Annotated in this window: 20 protein-coding genes; 15 read left to right on the top strand and 5 right to left on the bottom strand. The window is 72.7% G+C overall.

Going from position 1 to position 18,419, the window contains the following annotated elements; translation table 11 throughout:
* Positions 1-33: 33 nt before the first annotated feature.
* From sufD to ABZ621_RS04805, 6 genes are read left to right on the top strand one after another with little or no spacing between them, the layout of a single operon-like run.
* Positions 34-1,212, top strand: coding sequence for a Fe-S cluster assembly protein SufD (gene sufD / locus ABZ621_RS04780; protein WP_360600682.1), 1,179 nt, complete (start codon positions 34-36; stop codon positions 1,210-1,212).
* On the top strand, positions 1,212-1,529 hold the full coding sequence (locus ABZ621_RS04785) for a bifunctional 3-phenylpropionate/cinnamic acid dioxygenase ferredoxin subunit (RefSeq protein ID WP_030322524.1): 318 nt from the start codon (positions 1,212-1,214) through the stop codon (positions 1,527-1,529). Before sufD ends, ABZ621_RS04785 begins: the two co-directional genes overlap by 1 nt.
* A gap of 7 nt (positions 1,530-1,536) precedes the next feature.
* A complete protein-coding gene (gene sufC, locus ABZ621_RS04790) occupies positions 1,537-2,301 on the top strand; it encodes a Fe-S cluster assembly ATPase SufC (RefSeq protein ID WP_360600684.1) in 765 nt (254 codons plus the stop codon).
* On the top strand, positions 2,298-3,566 hold the full coding sequence (locus ABZ621_RS04795) for a cysteine desulfurase (RefSeq protein ID WP_169085948.1): 1,269 nt from the start codon (positions 2,298-2,300) through the stop codon (positions 3,564-3,566). The genes sufC and ABZ621_RS04795 overlap by 4 nt, the downstream gene beginning before the upstream one ends.
* A gap of 10 nt (positions 3,567-3,576) precedes the next feature.
* Positions 3,577-4,038: a Fe-S cluster assembly sulfur transfer protein SufU gene (sufU, locus tag ABZ621_RS04800; RefSeq protein ID WP_169085950.1), complete on the top strand. Its 462-nt coding sequence runs from the start codon at positions 3,577-3,579 to the stop codon at positions 4,036-4,038.
* The gene (locus ABZ621_RS04805; protein WP_360600687.1) at positions 4,035-4,400 is read left to right on the top strand and encodes a metal-sulfur cluster assembly factor; all 366 of its coding nucleotides are present in this window, start codon (positions 4,035-4,037) and stop codon (positions 4,398-4,400) included. The genes sufU and ABZ621_RS04805 overlap by 4 nt, the downstream gene beginning before the upstream one ends.
* A 63-nt stretch (positions 4,401-4,463) precedes the next feature.
* Here the strand turns inward: ABZ621_RS04805 and ABZ621_RS04810 are convergent, their stop codons facing one another.
* Positions 4,464-5,531 carry an oxidoreductase gene (locus tag ABZ621_RS04810; protein WP_360600689.1) on the bottom strand — a complete coding sequence of 356 codons (1,068 nt, stop codon included), beginning with the start codon at positions 5,529-5,531 and terminating at the stop codon, positions 4,464-4,466.
* 63 nt (positions 5,532-5,594) lie between these two features.
* Between ABZ621_RS04810 and ABZ621_RS04815 the strand changes: the two genes are divergently transcribed.
* The 4 genes from ABZ621_RS04815 (at position 5,595) to ABZ621_RS04830 (ending at position 7,830) form a co-directional block, all read left to right on the top strand.
* Complete coding sequence (locus ABZ621_RS04815; protein WP_360600691.1) at positions 5,595-5,915, top strand: multidrug efflux SMR transporter; 321 nt, start codon at positions 5,595-5,597, stop codon at positions 5,913-5,915.
* Positions 5,915-6,511 (top strand): TetR family transcriptional regulator, encoded by a 597-nt coding sequence (locus ABZ621_RS04820; RefSeq protein WP_360600693.1) that lies wholly within the window; start codon positions 5,915-5,917, stop codon positions 6,509-6,511. The genes ABZ621_RS04815 and ABZ621_RS04820 overlap by 1 nt, the downstream gene beginning before the upstream one ends.
* Before the next feature lie 44 nt (positions 6,512-6,555).
* The gene (dapD, locus tag ABZ621_RS04825; protein WP_360600695.1) at positions 6,556-7,542 is read left to right on the top strand and encodes a 2,3,4,5-tetrahydropyridine-2,6-dicarboxylate N-succinyltransferase; all 987 of its coding nucleotides are present in this window, start codon (positions 6,556-6,558) and stop codon (positions 7,540-7,542) included.
* A 63-nt stretch (positions 7,543-7,605) separates the two neighbouring features.
* Positions 7,606-7,830, top strand: a complete 225-nt coding sequence (locus ABZ621_RS04830) for a hypothetical protein (protein ID WP_360600697.1) — start codon at positions 7,606-7,608, stop codon at positions 7,828-7,830.
* Between the two features lie 6 nt (positions 7,831-7,836).
* Here the strand turns inward: ABZ621_RS04830 and dapA are convergent, their stop codons facing one another.
* On the bottom strand, positions 7,837-8,709 hold the full coding sequence (dapA, locus tag ABZ621_RS04835; RefSeq protein WP_360600699.1) for a 4-hydroxy-tetrahydrodipicolinate synthase: 873 nt from the start codon (positions 8,707-8,709) through the stop codon (positions 7,837-7,839).
* 84 nt (positions 8,710-8,793) lie between these two features.
* Positions 8,794-9,237: a GNAT family N-acetyltransferase gene (locus ABZ621_RS04840; RefSeq protein WP_360600701.1), complete on the bottom strand. Its 444-nt coding sequence runs from the start codon at positions 9,235-9,237 to the stop codon at positions 8,794-8,796.
* Between the two features lie 93 nt (positions 9,238-9,330).
* On the opposite strand from ABZ621_RS04840, the gene ABZ621_RS04845 reads away from it, so the two are divergent.
* The gene (locus ABZ621_RS04845; protein ID WP_360600703.1) at positions 9,331-10,044 is read left to right on the top strand and encodes an antibiotic biosynthesis monooxygenase; all 714 of its coding nucleotides are present in this window, start codon (positions 9,331-9,333) and stop codon (positions 10,042-10,044) included.
* Positions 10,045-10,057: 13 nt separating this feature from the next.
* Here the strand turns inward: ABZ621_RS04845 and ABZ621_RS04850 are convergent, their stop codons facing one another.
* Entirely contained in the window at positions 10,058-11,896 is a 1,839-nt protein-coding gene (locus tag ABZ621_RS04850) for an endonuclease/exonuclease/phosphatase family protein (RefSeq protein WP_360600705.1), read from the bottom strand.
* A gap of 242 nt (positions 11,897-12,138) precedes the next feature.
* Between ABZ621_RS04850 and ABZ621_RS04855 the strand changes: the two genes are divergently transcribed.
* From ABZ621_RS04855 to ABZ621_RS04870, 4 genes are all read left to right on the top strand, one after another.
* Positions 12,139-13,587 carry a hypothetical protein gene (locus tag ABZ621_RS04855; RefSeq protein WP_360600707.1) on the top strand — a complete coding sequence of 483 codons (1,449 nt, stop codon included), beginning with the start codon at positions 12,139-12,141 and terminating at the stop codon, positions 13,585-13,587.
* A gap of 147 nt (positions 13,588-13,734) precedes the next feature.
* Positions 13,735-15,183 (top strand): alkaline phosphatase PhoX, encoded by a 1,449-nt coding sequence (locus ABZ621_RS04860; RefSeq protein WP_360600709.1) that lies wholly within the window; start codon positions 13,735-13,737, stop codon positions 15,181-15,183.
* Between the two features lie 126 nt (positions 15,184-15,309).
* Positions 15,310-15,999, top strand: coding sequence for a GntR family transcriptional regulator (locus ABZ621_RS04865; RefSeq protein WP_360600711.1), 690 nt, complete (start codon positions 15,310-15,312; stop codon positions 15,997-15,999).
* Between the two features lie 114 nt (positions 16,000-16,113).
* The gene (locus ABZ621_RS04870) at positions 16,114-17,133 is read left to right on the top strand and encodes a 1-aminocyclopropane-1-carboxylate deaminase (protein WP_360600713.1); all 1,020 of its coding nucleotides are present in this window, start codon (positions 16,114-16,116) and stop codon (positions 17,131-17,133) included.
* Positions 17,134-17,149: 16 nt separating this feature from the next.
* Here ABZ621_RS04870 and ABZ621_RS04875 read toward each other — a convergent pair whose 3' ends face one another.
* Positions 17,150-18,394: a TerD family protein gene (locus ABZ621_RS04875; RefSeq protein WP_360600715.1), complete on the bottom strand. Its 1,245-nt coding sequence runs from the start codon at positions 18,392-18,394 to the stop codon at positions 17,150-17,152.
* Between the last annotated feature and the right edge of the window lie 25 nt (positions 18,395-18,419).

Below are 18,419 nucleotides of genomic sequence, written 5' to 3' on the forward strand. Positions count from 1 at the left end.
TTTCTTACGCAGGAAGAGAGCAAGACGACAGCCATGGCTGAGGCTCAGAACATCCCCGCGGGCTCCACCACCGCGGGCTCGATCGCGGTGGCCGCCGAGTCCACCGTCGCCACCCGCATGAGCGCCCCGCCGTCCTTCGACGTCGCGGACTTCCCCGTCCCGCACGGCCGCGAGGAGGAGTGGCGCTTCACCCCGCTCGCCCGCCTCCGCGGTCTGCACGACGGCACCGCCGTCGCCACCGGCGAGGGCGTCCGGGTCGAGATCGAGGCCCCCGAGGGCGTCACCGTGGAGACCGTCGGCCGCGACGACGCGCGCCTCGGCAAGGCCAAGCCGGTCGACCGGGTCGCCGCCCAGGCGTACTCCTCCTTCGAGAAGGCGTCGGTCGTCACCGTCGCCAAGGAGGCCGTGCTCGCCGAGCCGATCCGGATCGCCGTGCACGGCGAGGGCGGCGTCGCCTTCGGCCACCAGGTGATCGAGCTCGGCGCCTTCGCCGAGGCCGTCGTCGTCATCGACCACACCGGTGACGCGGTGCTCGCCGCCAACGTGGACTACGTGCTCGGCGACGGCGCCAAGCTCACCGTCGTCTCCGTCCAGGACTGGGACGAGAAGGCCGTCCACGTCGCCCAGCACAACGCCCTCGTGGGCCGCGACGCCTCCTTCAAGTCGGTCGTGGTGACCTTCGGCGGCGACCTGGTGCGCATCCACCCGCGGGTCGAGTACACCGCCCCCGGCGGCTCCGCCGAGCTCTTCGGCCTGTACTTCACCGACGCCGGCCAGCACCAGGAGCACCGCCTCCTCGTCGACCACAACACCCCGCACTGCACCTCGAACGTCGCCTACAAGGGCGCGCTCCAGGGCCAGGACGCGCACGCGGTCTGGATCGGCGACGTCCTCATCCAGGCCGCCGCCGAGGGCACCGACACCTACGAGCTCAACCGGAACCTCGTCCTCACCGACGGCGCCCGGGTCGACTCGGTGCCGAACCTGGAGATCGAGACCGGCGAGATCGCCGGCGCCGGCCACGCCTCCGCCACCGGCCGCTTCGACGACGAGCAGCTCTTCTACCTGATGGCCCGCGGCATCCCGGAGACCGAGGCCCGCCGCCTCGTCGTCCGCGGCTTCTTCGCCGAGCTGGTCCAGCAGATCGGCCTGCCCGACGTCGAGGAGCGCCTGATCGCCAAGGTCGAGGCCGAGCTGGAGGCTTCCGTCTGATGGCCTTCGTCCGCGTCTGCGCGCTCAGCGAGCTGGAGGCCGACACCCCGAAGCGGGTCGAGGTCGACGGCACGCCGGTGTCGGTCGTCCACACCGAGGGCGAGGTGTTCGCGATCAACGACATCTGCTCGCACGCCAACGTCTCCCTCTCGGAGGGCGAGGTCGAGGACTGCGCCATCGAGTGCTGGCTGCACGGTTCCAGCTTCGACCTCCGTACCGGCAAGCCGTCCGGCCTTCCCGCGACGCGCCCCGTCCCCGTGTACCCCGTAAAGATCGAAGGGGACGATGTGCTCGTCTCCGTCACCCAGGAGTCCTGAGTCACCCATGGCAACGCTCGAAATCCACGACCTGCACGTCTCCGTCGAGGCGGAGAACGGCCCCCGCGAGATCCTCAAGGGCGTCGACCTGACCATCAAGCAGGGTGAGACCCACGCGGTCATGGGCCCCAACGGCTCCGGCAAGTCGACCCTGGCGTACTCCCTGGCGGGTCACCCCAAGTACACGGTCACCGGCGGCACCGTCACCCTCGACGGCGAGGACGTCCTGGAGATGTCCGTCGACGAGCGCGCCCGCGCCGGCGTCTTCCTCGCCATGCAGTACCCGGTCGAGGTCCCCGGCGTCTCGGTCTCCAACTTCCTGCGCACCTCCGCCACCGCCATCCGCGGCGAGGCCCCCAAGCTGCGCACCTGGGTCAAGGAGGTCCGCGAGGCCATGGACAAGCTGTCCATGGACCCGGCCTTCGCCGAGCGCAACGTCAACGAGGGCTTCTCCGGCGGTGAGAAGAAGCGCCACGAGATCCTCCAGCTGGAGCTCCTCAAGCCGAAGATCGCGATCCTCGACGAGACCGACTCCGGCCTCGACGTCGACGCCCTGCGCATCGTCTCCGAGGGCGTCAACCGCGTCCGCGAGTCCGGTGAGGTCGGCACCCTCCTCATCACCCACTACACGCGCATCCTGCGCTACATCAAGCCCGACTTCGTGCACGTGTTCGCGAACGGCCGCATCGTCGAGTCCGGCGGCGCCGAGCTCGCCGACCAGCTGGAGAACGAGGGCTACGACAAGTACGTGAAGGGTGGCGCATCCGCGTGACTTCCGCCCATCAGGGGCTGACCGGCCTCCTCGACACCGAGGCGATCCGCAAGGACTTCCCGCTCCTGGATCGCACGGTCCACGACGGCAAGAAGATCGTGTACCTGGACTCCGCGGCCACCTCGCAGAAGCCGCGACAGGTCCTCGACGCGCTCAACGCCTACTACGAGCGGCACAACGCCAACGTCCACCGCGGCGTCTACACGGTCGCCGAGGAGGCCACCGCGCTGTACGAGGGCGCCCGCGACAAGGTCGCCGCCTTCATCAACGCGCCGAGCCGCAACGAGGTGATCTTCACCAAGAACGCCTCCGAGTCGCTCAACCTCGTGGCCAACATGCTGGGCTGGGCCGACGAGCCCTACCGCGTGGACCACGAGACCGAGATCGCCATCACGGAGATGGAGCACCACTCCAACATCGTCCCGTGGCAGCTGCTCTCGCAGCGCACCGGCGCGAAGCTGAAGTGGTTCGGCCTCACCGACGACGGCCGTCTCGACCTGTCGAACATCGAAGAGGTCATCACGGAGAAGACGAAGATCGTCTCCTTCACGCTGGTCTCCAACCTGCTCGGCACCCAGAACCCGGTCGAGACCATCGTCCGGCGCGCCCAGGAGGTCGGTGCGCTCGTCTGCATCGACGCCTCGCAGGCGGCCCCGCACCAGGTCCTGGACGTGCAGGCGCTCCAGGCCGACTTCGTGGCCTTCACCGGCCACAAGATGTGCGGCCCGACCGGCATCGGCGTGCTGTGGGGACGGCAGGAGCTCCTGGAGGACCTCCCGCCCTTCCTCGGCGGCGGCGAGATGATCGAGACCGTCTCGATGCACTCCTCCACCTACGCCCCGGCCCCGCACAAGTTCGAGGCGGGTACGCCCCCGATCGCCCAGGCCGTCGGCCTCGGCGCGGCCGTGGACTACCTGTCGGCGATCGGCATGGAGAACATCGCGCGCCACGAGCACGCGATCACCGAGTACGCCGTCCGCCGCCTCCAGGAGGTCCCGGACCTGCGGATCATCGGCCCCACCACGGCCGAGGACCGCGGCGCGGCGATCTCCTTCACGCTCGGGGACATCCACCCGCACGACGTGGGCCAGGTCCTCGACGAGCAGGGCATCGCGGTCCGGGTCGGCCACCACTGCGCGCGGCCGGTCTGCCTGCGGTACGGAATTCCTGCGACCACGCGGGCGTCGTTCTATCTGTACTCCACCCCGGCCGAGGTCGACGCCCTGGTCGAGGGGCTGGAGCACGTCCGGAACTTCTTCGGCTAGGGGACGCGCTGTGAAGCTGGATTCGATGTACCAGGACGTCATCCTGGACCACTACAAGCACCCGCACGGGCGGGGCTTGCGGGACGGCGACGCCGAGGTGCACCACGTCAACCCGACGTGCGGCGACGAGATCACGCTCCGCGTGAAGTACGACGGCGAGCGCATCGCGGACGTGTCGTACGAGGGCCAGGGCTGCTCCATCAGCCAGGCCTCGGCCTCCGTCCTCAACGAGCTGCTCGTCGGCAAGGAGCTGACCGAGGCGCGGAAGATCCAGGAGACCTTCCTGGAGCTGATGCAGTCGAAGGGCCAGGTCGAGCCGGACGACGCGATGGAGGAGGTGCTGGAGGACGCCGTGGCGTTCGCCGGCGTCTCCAAGTACCCGGCCCGGGTGAAGTGCGCGCTGCTCAGCTGGATGGCGTGGAAGGACGCGACCGCCCAGGCCCTGGGCGACGCGGAGAGGAAGTCGGCATGACTGAGAACATCGAGGCCACGATCAAGCCGGCCTCCGAGACTGTATCCATTCAGCCCGCAAGCGAGGCGGAGATCCGCGAGGCGCTGTACGACGTCGTCGACCCCGAGCTGGGCATCGACGTCGTCAACCTCGGCCTGATCTACGGGATCCACATCGACGACTCCAACGTCGCGACGCTGGACATGACGCTGACCTCGGCGGCCTGTCCGCTGACCGACGTCATCGAGGACCAGGCCCGCTCCGCCACCGACGGCATCGTCAGTGAGCTGCGGATCAACTGGGTCTGGATGCCCCCGTGGGGCCCCGACAAGATCACCGACGACGGCCGCGAGCAGCTCCGCGCGCTCGGCTTCAACGTCTGAGACGTGACCTGACGGACACGAGAAGAGGCCCCCGGCATCGCCGGGGGCCTCTTCTCGTGTCCGTCAGGTCCTGGCCGCCGTCGCGGCCAGGACCGGGGCCAGGTTCTCCTTGCGGATGCGCTGGTCGACGTAGAGGAGGCCGGAGGTCAGCGGCAGGAGCGGGCCGAGGAGCAGCTGGGTCAGCAGCTGGACGAGGCCGCCCGTGAGCGCCATGGTGGCGACGGACGCGAAGACGGTGCCGGGGGTGGCGTGCTGGGCGAGCGGGACGGCGAAGACCGAGGCCTGCGTCACCACGGAGATCGCCATCTGCACGGCGAACGAGACGCCGCCGACGATCAGCGCCATGACCAGCGTGTAGCCGAAGACCCGCCACCAGGAGCCGCGGACCAGCTGCGCCGAGCGGCGCAGGGCGGTCAGGGCGCCGGCCGACTCGACGACCGCGGCGGTCGGGGCGAGGCTGAACTTCACCCAGATCCAGAGGGCGAGCGGCATCGTCGCCGCGCTCAGGAGCAGGACGAGCAGACCGGTGAGCGCGAGCCCGGCGCCGTTGTCGACGCCCTCGTTCGCGTCGATGCTCGCGATCATCGCGCCCAGCATCAGGCATGCCCCGAAGAGGAAGAGCAGCGCCGGCACGAGGGCGGCCAGGGCCGGCAGGACGACCGTGCCGAGCACCGAGCCGAGCCGCGACCAGGCCCCGCGCCACACCCTCCCGAAGCCGACCCGGCGGCCGAGCACCGCCTCCTGGACCACGACCGCGACGGCCCCGTGCAGCAGGCCCGTCGCCACCAGCACCCCCAGGGCGGTGACCAGCCAGAGACCGGCGAGGCCGACGAAGAGCGGCGCCAGGTCGGAGAGGCCGGCGTCCCCGGTGGAGGGGGTGTCGCCCATGGCCCGCCACGGGCCGGAGAGGGCGGCCCAGCCGGCCGCGCCGAGGCCGACGACCACCACGGCGGCCAGCGCGTAGGCGGCCACCGCCATGCCGAACAGCGCCTTCCAGTGCCGGCGGTAGGCGCCGAACGCCCCCGACAGGACGTGGTTCAGGTCGAGCGGCGCCAGGGGTATCACGCCGGGCTTCGGCGGCGGGGGGACGGGCGCGTAGCCGTACCCGTACGGCCCAGGGGCATAAGTCATGCGCCATACGGTAACGGGAGGCGTTGTGTACGCCCGTACACAACGCCGGGTAGCCTCCCGCCCATGGGATACGGACTGCTCGCCGGGGCCATCGCGGCCGAGATCATCGCCACCACCTCCATGAAGTACAGCGAGGGCTTCAGCAAGCTGTGGCCTTCGCTGATCACCGGGGCCGGGTACGTCATCGCCTTCGCGCTGCTCGCCCAGGCCCTCAAGACCCTCCAGGTCGGCACCGCCTACGCGATCTGGTCCGGGGTCGGCACCGCGGCCGTCGCCGGCATAGGGATCCTCTTCCTCGGGGAGACCCTGAGCCTCGCCAAGATCGCCGGGATCGTCCTCATCATCGCCGGGGTCGCCGTCCTCAACCTCGGCGGGGCGCACTGATGGCCCGCCCCCGGCGGTACGACCCCGGGCGCCGGGAACGGCTCGTGGCCGCCGCCCTGCGCGTGGTCCGGCGGGACGGCATCGCCGCGCTGAGCCACCGCGCGGTCGCCGCCGAGGCCGACGTGCCGCTCGGCTCCACCACCTACCACTTCTCCTCCCTCGACGAACTCCTCGTCGCCGCCCTGCGCGAGGTCAACGCCGGCTTCGCCGAACAGCTGCGGAGCGGCGCAGGCCGCGCCGGGGACGACCTCGCCGGCGGACTCGCCCGGCTCCTGGGGGAGTGGCTCGGCGCCGAACGGAGCCAGGTGGAGCTGGAGTACGAGCTCTACCTCGCCGCCCTGCGCCGCCCCGCGCTGCGCCCCGTCGCCGCCGAATGGACCGAGGAGGCCACCGCCGCCCTCGCCCCCCGCACCGGACGGGCCACCGCCCGCGCCCTGATCGCCCTCCTCGACGGCATCGGCCTCCAGGTCCTGCTCACCGGCGCGCCGTACGACGAGGCCCACGCCCGGGAGATGATCGCCCGGATCCTGAACGAAGGCCCGAAGACGCAGGCCGGGGGCTTGTCGGATGCTCCGGCGCGCCCGCCCGGCACCTGAGACCGGTTGGCCCGGGCGGGGGCCCGACCGTTAGGTTTTCCGTCATGACCACCACTGCTCCCCGTACCACCGGCGCCGTCGCCGCCGGCCTCGCCACCCTCGCCGGTGACGGCACCGTTCTCGACACCTGGTTCCCCGCCCCCGCGCTCACCGAAGAGCCCGGCGAGGCCGGCACCACGCGACTCTCCACGGACGAGGCGGTGAACGCCCTCGGCGAGGGCGCCGCCAAGGCCCTCGGCGTGGACGCCCGCCGCGGCGTCGAGGTGGTCGCCGTCCGCACCGTCATCGCCTCCCTCGACGAGAAGCCGCTCGACGCCCACGACGCGTACCTCCGCCTCCACCTGCTCAGCCACCGTCTGGTGAAGCCGCACGGCCAGAGCCTGGACGGCGTCTTCGGCCTGCTCGCCAACGTCGCCTGGACCTCGCTCGGCCCTGTCGCGGTCGACGACGTCGAGAAGGTGCGGCTCAACGCCCGCGCCGAGGGCCTCCACCTCGCCGTCACGAGCATCGACAAGTTCCCCCGCATGACCGACTACGTCGTGCCCGCGGGCGTCCGCATCGCCGACGCCGACCGGGTCCGCCTCGGCGCCCACCTGGCCGCCGGCACCACCGTCATGCACGAGGGCTTCGTCAACTTCAACGCCGGCACCCTCGGCACCTCCATGGTCGAGGGCCGCATCTCCGCGGGCGTCGTCGTCGGCGACGGCTCCGACATCGGCGGCGGCGCCTCCACCATGGGCACCCTCTCCGGCGGCGGCAACGTCGTCATCTCCATCGGCGAGCGCTGCCTGATCGGCGCCGAGGCCGGCGTCGGCATCGCGCTCGGCGACGAGTGCGTCGTCGAGGCCGGTCTGTACGTCACCGCCGGCACCCGGGTCACCATGCCCGACGGCGAGATCGTCAAGGCCCGTGACCTCTCCGGCCGCTCGAACATCCTCTTCCGCCGCAACTCGGTCACCGGCGCCGTCGAGGCCCGCCCGAACAACGCGGTCTGGAGCGGCCTCAACGAGATCCTGCACAGCCACAACTGAAGCCGGTGACTCCGCGTTGACAGAGCGCGGAGTCACCGCACCCAGTCAAGGCGAGGAGTCGGCATGAGGACGAGGACGAGGCCCGTGGTCGCGGGGGTGCTCACGGTGGCGGCGGCCCTGCTGCCGGCCGGGACGGCCGCGGCGGACGAGACGCACACGCACAACGGCCCGACGGTGACCAACGGCCCCGCCCTCAACCTCCACACCGGGCAGATCGACGATCCGCTGGAGGACGTCCTGGAGCACGCGGCGATCCTCGGGCGGACGAACACCACCGACTCCGCCTGAGCCGGCTCAGTCCCGCAGCAGCTCTTCGAGCAGGACCCGCAGCCCGTCGGCCGTCTCCCGGCCGGCGGGCCGCAGCGGTTCCCGGACCGGGCCGCCGAGCAGCGCCTTCACGGTGACCGTCCCCGGCAGGCCGTCGGCCATCATCCGCTCGACGAGCGGCAGCGTCCGGGCGTGCAGCCGGGCGGCCAGGGCGGTGTCGCCGGAGTCGTACGCGTCGAGGACGGCCGCGAAGGGGCGCGGCGCCACGTTGGCGACCGTGCCGACGTAGCCCGCGCCGCCGACCGCGTACAGCGGGAGGTTCAGCTCCTCGCTGCCGGAGTAGTACGCCAGCCCCGTCTCGGCGATCAGCCGGGCGGCGGCCAGCAGGTCGTACGAGCAGTCCTTCACGGCCGTGATCCGCGGGTGCGCCGCGAGCCGGCGCAGGGTGTCGGGCTCGACGCGGGTGCCGGTGCGGCCGGGGATGTCGTAGACCATCAGCGGCAGGCCGGTGGCGTCCGCGACCTTCAGGAAGTGGGCGGCGACCGCGTCCTGCGGCGGGCGGCTGTAGTACGGGGTGACGACGAGCAGCCCGTCGGCGCCGGCCGCCTCGGCCTGGCGCGCCAGCTCCACGGTGTGCCGGGTGTCGGCCGTGCCGACCCCCGCGACGAGCGGGGCCGCCGGGCCGACCGCCTCCCGCACGGCCCGGATCAGCGCCGCCTTCTCGGCGTCCGTGGTGGTCGGGGACTCCCCGGTGGTGCCGTTGAGGACCAGACCGTCACAGCCGTCCCCGAGGAGTCGGGCGGCCAGCTTCCCGGCGGCGTCGAGGTCCAGGGCGCCGGAGTCGGTGAACGGGGTGACCATCGCGCACAGGGCGCGGCCGAAGGGCCGGTGAGTGCTCATACGGGAAGTCTGGGCGCCGCCGACCGTGAAGGTCCACTTAGATCTGCTTGGCCGGAATGTTCAGCCGGGCTGAGGAGTGGCAGCTCAGAGGGCCAGCTTGAAGCCCTCGTGGCTGCGGGCGTAGCCGAGCGAGGCGTAGAAGCGGTGGGCTTCGGCGCGCTCCTTGTTGCTGGTCAGCTGGACGAGGGCGCAGCCGCGCCCGCGCGCCCGGTCCGCCGCCAGCTCCATCAGCCGGCGGCCGAGCCCGCCGCCGCGCCGGTCGGCCCGGATCCGGACCGCCTCGATCAGGGCGCGCTCGGCGCCGCCCTTGCCGAGCCCCGGGATGTAGGTGGCCTGGAGGCAGCCGAGGACGAGGCCGCCGTCCACCAGGACCAGCATCTCGTTGCGCGGGTCGGCCTCGATGGCGGCGAAGGCCCGCTCGTACGCCTCGGTGACCCGGACCGACGCGGGGTCGACGACCCGCTCCTCGTCGGCGAGGAGGGCGAGGACGGCGGGGAGTTCGGCGCGGGTGGCGGGGCGAAGGATCACGGCCGGAAGTCTCCCATGCCCAACCCCCTTGGCCTCGACCAAGGTTGAGGGTGGAGAGTCGAACCGTTCGCACCGAGCAGGAGGAGACACCCCATGAACGCCGTCGCACACCCCGATGCCCGTCCCGACCTCCACCGCCCCGGAGTCGGCGCCGTCCTCGTCAGCACCTGGCGGGTCGGCACCCCCGAGCGCCAGCGCGCCGCCGTCGACGCCATCCGGAAGGCCTGGGAGAGCCGCGCGTGGCCGGACCTCGGTCTGCTCTCGTACAGCGTCCTGGCCGGCACCGACGGGGACACGCTGCTGCACTACTCGCAGTGGACCGGACAGGGGGCCTACGACGACTTCGTCCGCACCTACCGCGACGACCGGAACGCCGAGATCGACGCCGCCGTGCCGGGCATCGAGCGGGTGGAGCTCCGCCGCTACGGGCCGATCCACCGCTCCACCGTCCGCGGCGCGACGAGCACGGGGGAGCTGCCCGGGATCGTCGTGATCGTCGAGGCGGACTTCGACCCGTCCGACGCGGGGCGCCGGGAGGAGTGGGTGGACGGCGTGTTCGCCGCGCTGGACGAGGACGCGGTGACGCGGCCCGCGCCGGGCGGGATCAGCGGTCAGTTCCACCTCTCCACCGACGGCGGCCGGGTCCTCAACTACGCCGAGTGGGAGAGCGAGCGCGCCCATGAGGAGTGGCTGGCGGACGACGCCCCGCTGAGCGAGGCGTGGGCGCGGGTGCGGCACCACCCGGCGCTGACGGGCGGCCGGGTGCGCAGGTACGCGCCCGCGCTCAGCCTGAGCGCGGGCGCGTAGCGCGGGATCCGGGTTACGGGCGGAAGCGCAGGACCTGCGGGTCGTGGTCGCTGTTCTGGTCCGCGAACTCGGCGTTGACGTGCACGCTGTCGTACTCGAAGTGGTGCACGCCGGGGCTGGTCAGGATCTGGTCGAGGACCTGGCTGTTGCCCTGGTAGACGTACGAGTAGCGCTCCGAGCGGGGCAGCGACTTCACGGCCGGGTAGAGGGCGTCGCCGTCGGTCAGCGCCTCGGTCGTGCCGGAGAACTCGAAGTCGTTGATGTCGCCGACGACGAGGACGTCCGCCTGCTTGTCGACCGCGATGACCTCCTTCACGAAGGCGTTGACGGCCTGCGCCTGGAGGAGGCGCTTGGCCTCGGAGGAACGGTTCGGCGGCTGGTGGTGGGAGACGAGCGACTCGTCGCCGCCCTTCGAGCCGAAGTGGTTGGCGATGACGAAGACCGTCCGGCCGCGGAAGGTGAACTCGCCCGCCAGCGGCTTGCGGCTGGACTCCCAGGCGGTGTTCGCCGGGTCGATCCGGCCGGGGGAGAGGGTGAGGGCGGCGCGGCCCTTCGAGCCCGTGACGCCGGTCGCGGTGGTCGCGTCGCCGCCCGCGCGGTCCACGAAGGAGACCCGCTCGGGGTTGAAGAGGAAGACCTGACGGATGTTGCCGCCGGGCTCGCCGCCGTCCTTGTTGTTCTCCGGGTCGATCGACCGCCACTCGTACGCGGGGCCGCCGGCCGCGACGATCGCGTCCGTGAACTTCTTCAGCGTCTGGCCGGCCGAGACCGTGCCGTCGTTCTTGGCGCCGTTGTCGTCCTGGATCTCCTCCAGGGCCAGGACGTCCGGCGCGGCGAGGTTCTCGACGACCGCCTTGGCGAGCGCGTCGAACTTCTCCTGCGGGTCGCTCGGGTCGAGGTTCTCCACGTTGTACGTGGCCACGGCCAGCTCGTTCTTGTGCTGCTTCGCGGTGACCTCGCGCTCCAGGCCCATGTCCCGGAGGGTGCCGATCGTGCGGGCGGTCAGCGTGTAGCCGCCGAACTGGTTGAAGTCGAGCGGGCCCTCGGTCGAACCGGTCAGCCAGTCGCCGACGTTCGCCTTCGGGAAGGGCTGCTGGGCGAGCGGGATCAGCGACTGGATCTGGAGCCGGCCGGTGTTCTGGGACTCGTACGAGCCGTAGACGGTGCCGCCGCGCTCGTTGTCGTTCTCCCAGGGCTTCACCGTGACCCACAGCTCGGAGTACGGGTCCGTGGCGCCGACGACCCGGGAGGAGCCGACGCGGACGTTGGTGCCCTCCAGGGACTCGTAGTAGTCCAGGGCGTACGTCTCGGGGTCCAGCTCCAGGCCGTTGACGGAGCCGCCGTTCGCCGGGTCGCCGGCGGGCGCGTAGGCGTCCGGCACCGACCAGGGGGCGATGGTGACCGGGGCGGGCAGCGCGTTGCCCTGGGAGACCACGGTGACCTTGGGGCGGGAGAGCTGGGTCAGCGACTGGTTGCCGGAGTTCAGGCCGCCGGGCACGTACTCGGTGACCGTGCCGTCGACGCTGACCGCGTCGCCGACCGCGACCGTCGGGTTGGAGCCCGTGAAGACGAACAGGCCCTCGCTGGTGGCGGGGTTCTCGTCGCCCTGCGGGTCCTGCATCCAGAAGCCGCGCGAGGAGCCGTAGGCCCGGACGCCGGTGACGACGCCGGTCACCCCGGTGACCTGCTTGCCGACCAGCGGCGAGACCCGCGTCGTGCCCTGGACGTCGTGGATGCGGACCGCGGCGGCGTCCTCGGCCACGGCGGTCTGCGAGCCGGCGAGCAGTCCGGCCGCGAGGGCGGCCGCGACCACCGCGGAGACGGCGGCGGTTCTCGGTATGGAGGAAGACATCAGGAGGCTCCGAGGGTGCTTGGAGGAACGGCAGAGGGATCTACGCGCGTCAATCTCTTGTGAGAGCCCACCACTTGTCAAGGGTCGACGGGTGTACGAAGGCTGACGGGCCCGTGAACCGTCGGGAGGCCCCCCGGATGCGTCTACGCTGAGGACGCCGGCCCCCACCGGCACCGGACCGGATCCCGCCGGTCCCCATCGCGAACCCCACAAGCCCACGCGCGCGTCGAGGAGTCCCCCACATGGCTGCGGAGCACCCCACCCTTCCCCCCGTTCGGCTGCCCTCGGACGCGGAGCTGGCTCGGGACGCCCTGGCCGCCCCCCTCCTCGCCCACGCCGTGCGCCTCGCCCGCTGGGCCGGACCGGACACCCGGGTCGGCGCGGGCGGCGAACTCGTCGACGAGCAGCTGCCGGACGCCGCCGGCGTCCTCGGCCTCGGGGACGACGAGGACGCCGAGTACTGGGCGGGCGACGCCTGGCGGCTCGCCGTCGACACCGGCCTCGTCGACGTCGAGGACGGCGCCGACGACGACACCCCCGGCACCGCCGCCCCCGGCGAGAACCTCGCCGTCGTCACCGGCGGCGCGCCGAAGGACGTGCTCGCGCTCTGGCTCGACGCCTTCGAGGCCGTCTTCGCCGACGCCGTCGCGCCCGTCCTCGACGACCTGGAGCCGCTGCTCGACGACGACGGCGGCCTCGACCTCGACCACCTCGACTGGGACCCGGAGGCGGAGGCCGACTTCCTGGAGGGCGTCCTCGGCAACCTCTACCTGTTGACCGTCAGCGAGGGCGGCCCCGGCGAAGGGCCCGTGCCGCTGCCCGCGCTCGCCGCCTCCATGGTCGTCCCCGACGACATGGGCGAGCCCACCGACGACGTCCTGGAGCAGGTCTCCGACGCGATGATGCGGCTCGACGAGCAGTTCCGGCTCCTGGAGCCGATCGGCCTCGTCGAGTACCAGCCCGTCGACGAGGCCCTGATGGCCGAGGAGGGCGAGGAGCCCGCCCCGCCCGTCGACGACGAGGACGTCTCCCGCTACGGCATGGTCCGGCTCACCCCGCTCGGCCTCTACGGCGTCCGCACCCGCATGGTCGAGGCCGGCGTCGACGCCCCCGCCGTCGGCGACCTCGCCGAGCGGGACGCCGAGGCCCTCCTCACCGGGCTCACCGGCTACCCGGAGGCCGCCGCCCGCGCCGAGACCGAGGCCTGGCTCGCGGGGCGCGAGCCGGTGCCCGCCGCCGCCGAACTCCTCGCCGCCGCCCGCGGCTCCGACCCCGCCTCCCCGCTCCGCCGCCTCCACTGCCAGCAGGCCCTCGCCCTCGTCGGCCCCGAGGCCGAGCCGGTGGTCCGCGCGGTCCTCGACGACCCGGAGCTCGGCGGCCTCGCCCGCGTATGGCTCGCCGAGCGCGGCGCGGCGGACGTTCCCGCCCCGCCGGAGTCCATGATCTTCTGGCTCGCCGTGGACACCATCGCCGCCCAGCTCGACGCCGGCGGCGACATGGAGGAACTCCAGGAGCTCGTCGAGGGCCTGACGAGCCGCCACACCGGCTTCCTGGAGACCGCCTGGCGGGTCGAGCACCCCTACACGGCCGAGGTCCTCGACGCGATGGGCCGGCTCCACCCGGACAAGACGGCCGCCAAGGAGGCCCGCAAGGCCGCCTTCAAGGCCCGCTCCCGCACCGGCTCGGCCTGACCCCGCCCCACCCCGGTCGCCCCGGAGCCTTTCCCCGGTCCGGGGGAGGCGCTCCGCGGGCGTTCCCGTGCCGTTCAGCCGCCGTTCCCGCGGGCGCGCGAGGGTGTGCGCGACAACCGGCCAGCAGCAGGGGAGAGACCGCACACCATGGCCCTCAACCGCAGAGAGTTCACGCAGAAGTCCGCCGTCGCGGGCCTCGCGCTCACCGGCGCCGTCGGCGTCCTCGCCACCGCCCCCGAGGCCCTCGCGGGCGACGACCACGACGGCGGCCACGACGACGGCCACGGCCACGACGACGGCCACGGCCGGGGGCACGGTCACGACCGCCTCGGCTACGGCCCGCTCGTCGCCGACCCCGAGGGCCTCCTCGCGCTGCCCGAGGGCTTCGCCTACCGCGTGATCACCCGGACCGGCGTCACCCGCCTGGAGAGCGGCGAGTTCACCCCGGCCAAGCACGACGGCACCGCCGCCTTCGCCGGCCCGCGCGGCACCACGTACCTCGTGAACAACCACGAGATCAAGGGCGACCGGGCCAAGGCGGAGTTCCCCGTGCCGCTCGCCGAGGGCCTCGTCTACGACCCCAAGGCGGCCGGCGGCTGCACCGTCGTCGAGGTGCACCGCGACGGCACCGTCGCCGAGTGGGTCGGCATCGCCGGCACCTCGCAGAACTGCGCCGGCGGCCGCACCGCCTGGGGCACCTGGCTGACCTGCGAGGAGACCGCCGACCGCGCCGGCCAGAACGGCATGACCAAGGACCACGGGTACGTCTTCGAGGTCGACCCGCGCGACCGCCGGGCCAACCTCGACCCCAAGCCGCTGAAGTTCTTCGGCCGCTACGAGCACGAGGCCGTCGTCATCGACCCCAAGCGCGGCCACGCCTACCTCACCGAGGACTCCTCGGGCCCCAACGGCCTCCTCTTCCGCTGGGTGCCGCCGCAGGGCTTCGAGCACGGCCGCGGCAGGCTGCGCACCCTCGCCGACGACGCCGGCGTGCTCCAGGCGGCCCGGTGCGTCGACTCCGCCGGGCGGTTCGTCGACGACTTCTCCCGCGCCACCCGGATCGGCACCGTCTACGGCGTCGACTGGGTCGACGTCCCCGACCGCGACGCCCGCACCACGCCCGTCCGCAAGCAGTTCACGGACGGCCAGGTCACCCGCGGCCGGAAGCTGGAGGGCATGTGGTGGGCCGACGGCGGCACGTACGTCGTCTCCTCGTACGCCCGTGAGGAGAGCCCCGGCGAGGACCACGACGGCCAGGTCTGGTTCTACGACCCCAAGCGCCGCACCCTCACCCTCAAGGTGCTGTTCGGCGTGAACCCCGCGCCCGAGGAGGACGGCGCGTACGACTCCCCGGACAACATCACCGTCTCCCCGTACGGCGGTCTCGTCATCGCCGAGGACGGCGAGGGCGTCCAGCACCTCGTCGGCGCCACCGACTCGGGCCGCACCTACCCGATCGCGCGCAACGACCTCAACGACAGCGAGTTCGCCGGCGTCGTCTTCTCGCCCGACGGCGACACCCTGTACGCCTGCGTCCAGAACCCGGGCATCATGGTCGCGATCACCGGACCCTGGCGCCGCCAGCCCCGCCGCTGACGCCCCGTCGGCCCGGCCGGCGCCTGCGGGGACGCCGTGAGGATTCCCGTCGGGTTCCCGACGGGTTCCCGCCGGATTCCCCGACCCCCTGTCGCCTCCATGGACTGACATCTAACCTGTCAGTCCATGGACGACGCTCTGCGGCCCGTGGGCCGGACCCTGCTGCGCGACCGGGCCTACGAGTCGCTGCGCGAGGCGATCGTGCGCGGCGAACTCGCCCCCGGCGCCCTGCTCAAGGACTGCGACCTCGCCGACCGTCTCGGGCTCTCCCGCGCCCCCGTCCGCGACGCCCTCGCCCGGCTCACCGTCGAGGGCCTCGTGGAGACCAAGCCGCAGAGCTACACCCGGGTCACCCGGCCGGTCAGCCGGATCGTCCGGGACGCCGCCTCCGTGGTGCGGGTGATGCACGAACTCGCCGCCCGCACCGCCGTGCCGCTCCTCGGCCCCGAGGCCATCCGCGCCATGCGCGAGGCCAACGAGCGCTTCGCCGCCGCCGTCCAGGCCTCCGACGTCGAGGCAGCCCTCGCCGCCGACGACGAGCTGCACCAGGTCCTCGTCGGCGCCAGCGGCAACCACGCGGCCGCCGCCACCATCGACCGCTACACCCCGCTGATCCGCCGGGTCGAGCGCAGGCTCTTCGGGGACTCCGGCAGCTGCGGCTCCGTCGAGCTCCACGCCCGCCTCATCGACGCCTGCGCCGCCGGCGACGCGGAGGCGGCCGTCCGCATCACCAGCGAGATCTGGGCCGCGCTCGAACAACTGGCGGACGACGCCATCGAGGTGGCCGAGGTCACGGGCATCCCCGCCCCGGTCTGACCCGGCCGCGCCCGCGGAGCCGCGCGCCCCGCGCCCGCCGGGCGGGGCCCCGTGCCTCCGTCCCCGGAGCCGTACTCCTCGTCGTCCCGCCCGCCACCCCAGGGAGATTCCGCCGTGCCGATCACCGACTTCGACCGTTACCCGCTGCTCTTCGGGCCCTCGCCGGTGCATGCGCTGGAGCGGCTCGCGCACCATCTCGGCGGGGCCGCGCTGTGGGCCAAGCGCGAGGACTGCAACTCCGGTGTCGCGTACGGCGGGAACAAGACGCGCAAGCTGGAGTACCTGGTCGCGGACGCCCTCGCGCAGGGCTGCGACACCCTCGTCTCCATCGGCGGCGTGCAGTCCAACCACACCCGCCAGGTCGCCGCGGTCGCGGCCCGCGCGGGGCTCAGGTGCGTGCTGGTGCAGGAGAGCTGGGTCGACTGGCCGGACGCCGTCTACGACAAGGTCGGCAACATCCTGATCAGCCGGCTCGCCGGAGCCGACGTGCGGCTGGTGCGGGCCGGTTTCGGGATCGGCTTCAAGGAGAGCTGGGAGCAGGCGCTGCGCGAGGTCGAGGAGGGCGGCGGGAAGCCGTACGCGATCCCGGCCGGTGCCTCCGACCACCCGCTCGGCGGCCTCGGCTTCGCCAACTGGGCCTACGAGGTGGCCGAGCAGGAGCGGGAGCTCGGCGTCTTCTTCGACACGGTCGTCGTCTGCTCGGTGACCGGCTCCACCCAGGCCGGCATGGTCGCCGGCTTCGCCGCGCTCGCCGAGGAGGGCGGCCGGCCGCGCCGGATCATCGGCGTCGACGCCTCCGCGAAGCCCGCCGAGACCCACGACCAGATCACCCGGATCGCCCGGGACACCGCCGCCCTCATCGGCGTCGAGCGCGAGGTGACCGGCGCCGACGTGGAGCTGGACGAGCGCTACCACGCCGGCGTCTACGGCGTCCCGGACGAGGCCACCCTCGACGCGATGCGGCTCGCCGCCCGCACCGAGGGCATGGTCACCGACCCCGTCTACGAGGGGAAGTCGATGGCCGGGCTGATCGACCTGGTGGACCGGGGCGAGATCGGCCGGGACTCGACCGTGCTCTACGCCCACCTCGGCGGCCAGCCCGCCCTCAACGCCTACAGCGCGCTGTTCTCGTAGCGCGCGGGCCGGCCGCTCAGAGCGCCTGGGCGGCCGGCTTCACCATGCCCCGGACGGTCCGGGACTTCACGAACTCGCCCATCGCCGTCATCTCCCACTCGCCGGTGAACTGCTTGATGAGCTTGGCCATCATCACGCCGGTCTGCGGCTCGGCGGTGGTCAGGTCGAAGCGGACCAGCTCCTCGCCGGTCGCCGCGTCCATCAGCCGGCAGTACGCCTTGGCGACCTCGGTGAACTTCTGCCCGGAGAAGGAGTTCACCGTGAAGACCAGGCCGGTGGCGTCGGCGGGCAGCCGGCCGAGGTCGACGGTGATGACCTCGTCGTCGCCCGCGCCCTCGCCCGTCAGGTTGTCCCCGGAGTGCCGGACCGCGCCGCCGAGGATGGTCAGCTTGCCGAAGTAGCAGCTGTCCAGGTGGTTGCGCTGGGGTCCGTAGGCGATGACCGAGGCGTCCAGGTCGATGTCCTTGCCCCGGTACGCGGGCTCCCAGCCGAGGCCCATCTTCACCTGGGAGAGCAGCGGACGGCCGCCCTTGACCAGCGACACCGTCTGGTTCTTCTGGAGGCTGACCCGGCCCTTGTCGAGGTTGATCTTGCCGGTGGACGCGGGAGCGGCGGCGGGGGCGGCCGGGGCCGCGGCGGCGAGCCGCGGGTCCACCGGCGGGGCCGGCGGCATCGGCGGGGGCGTGAAGGACGGCAGCGTCTGACCGGGCTGCGCGGGCGGGGCCACCGCCGCCGGCGGGACCGGGGCGGCGGCGGGCTCCTCGTCCACGCTCACGCCGAAGTCGGTGGCGATGCCGGCCAGGCCGTTCGCGTATCCCTGGCCGACGGCGCGGACCTTCCACGCGCCGTTGCGCTGATAGATCTCGACGACCACCAGGGCCGTCTCGGTGGCCAGCTGCGGCGGGGTGAAGGTGGCGATGACTGCGCCGCTGTCGGCGTCGCGGACGGTCGCGGTGGGCTCGATGCCCTGGAAGGTCTGTCCTGCGGCGTCCGGGCTGGCCGTGACCACGATCCTCTCGATGCCGGCGGGCAGGCCGCCGGTGTCCACCAGGATCGCGTCCGGCGCCGTGCCGCCGCCGGAGCGGTAGGTGACACCGGGGCCCGCGGGCTGGTTGTAGAAGATGAAGTCGTCGTCCGAGCGCACCTTGCCGTCGGCGCCGAGCAGCAGACCCGAGACGTCGAGCCGCACGGGGGCGGCGACGTCCACCGCCACGCGGGGGGCGGTGAGCGGAAGGTTCGAGCCGGGGGTCATTGCGGTCATGCCAGGCCTAACGCTCCGGGGCGCT

The sequence above is a fragment of the Streptomyces sp. NPDC007863 genome (assembly GCF_040633895.1).
Taxonomy (GTDB): domain Bacteria; phylum Actinomycetota; class Actinomycetes; order Streptomycetales; family Streptomycetaceae; genus Streptomyces.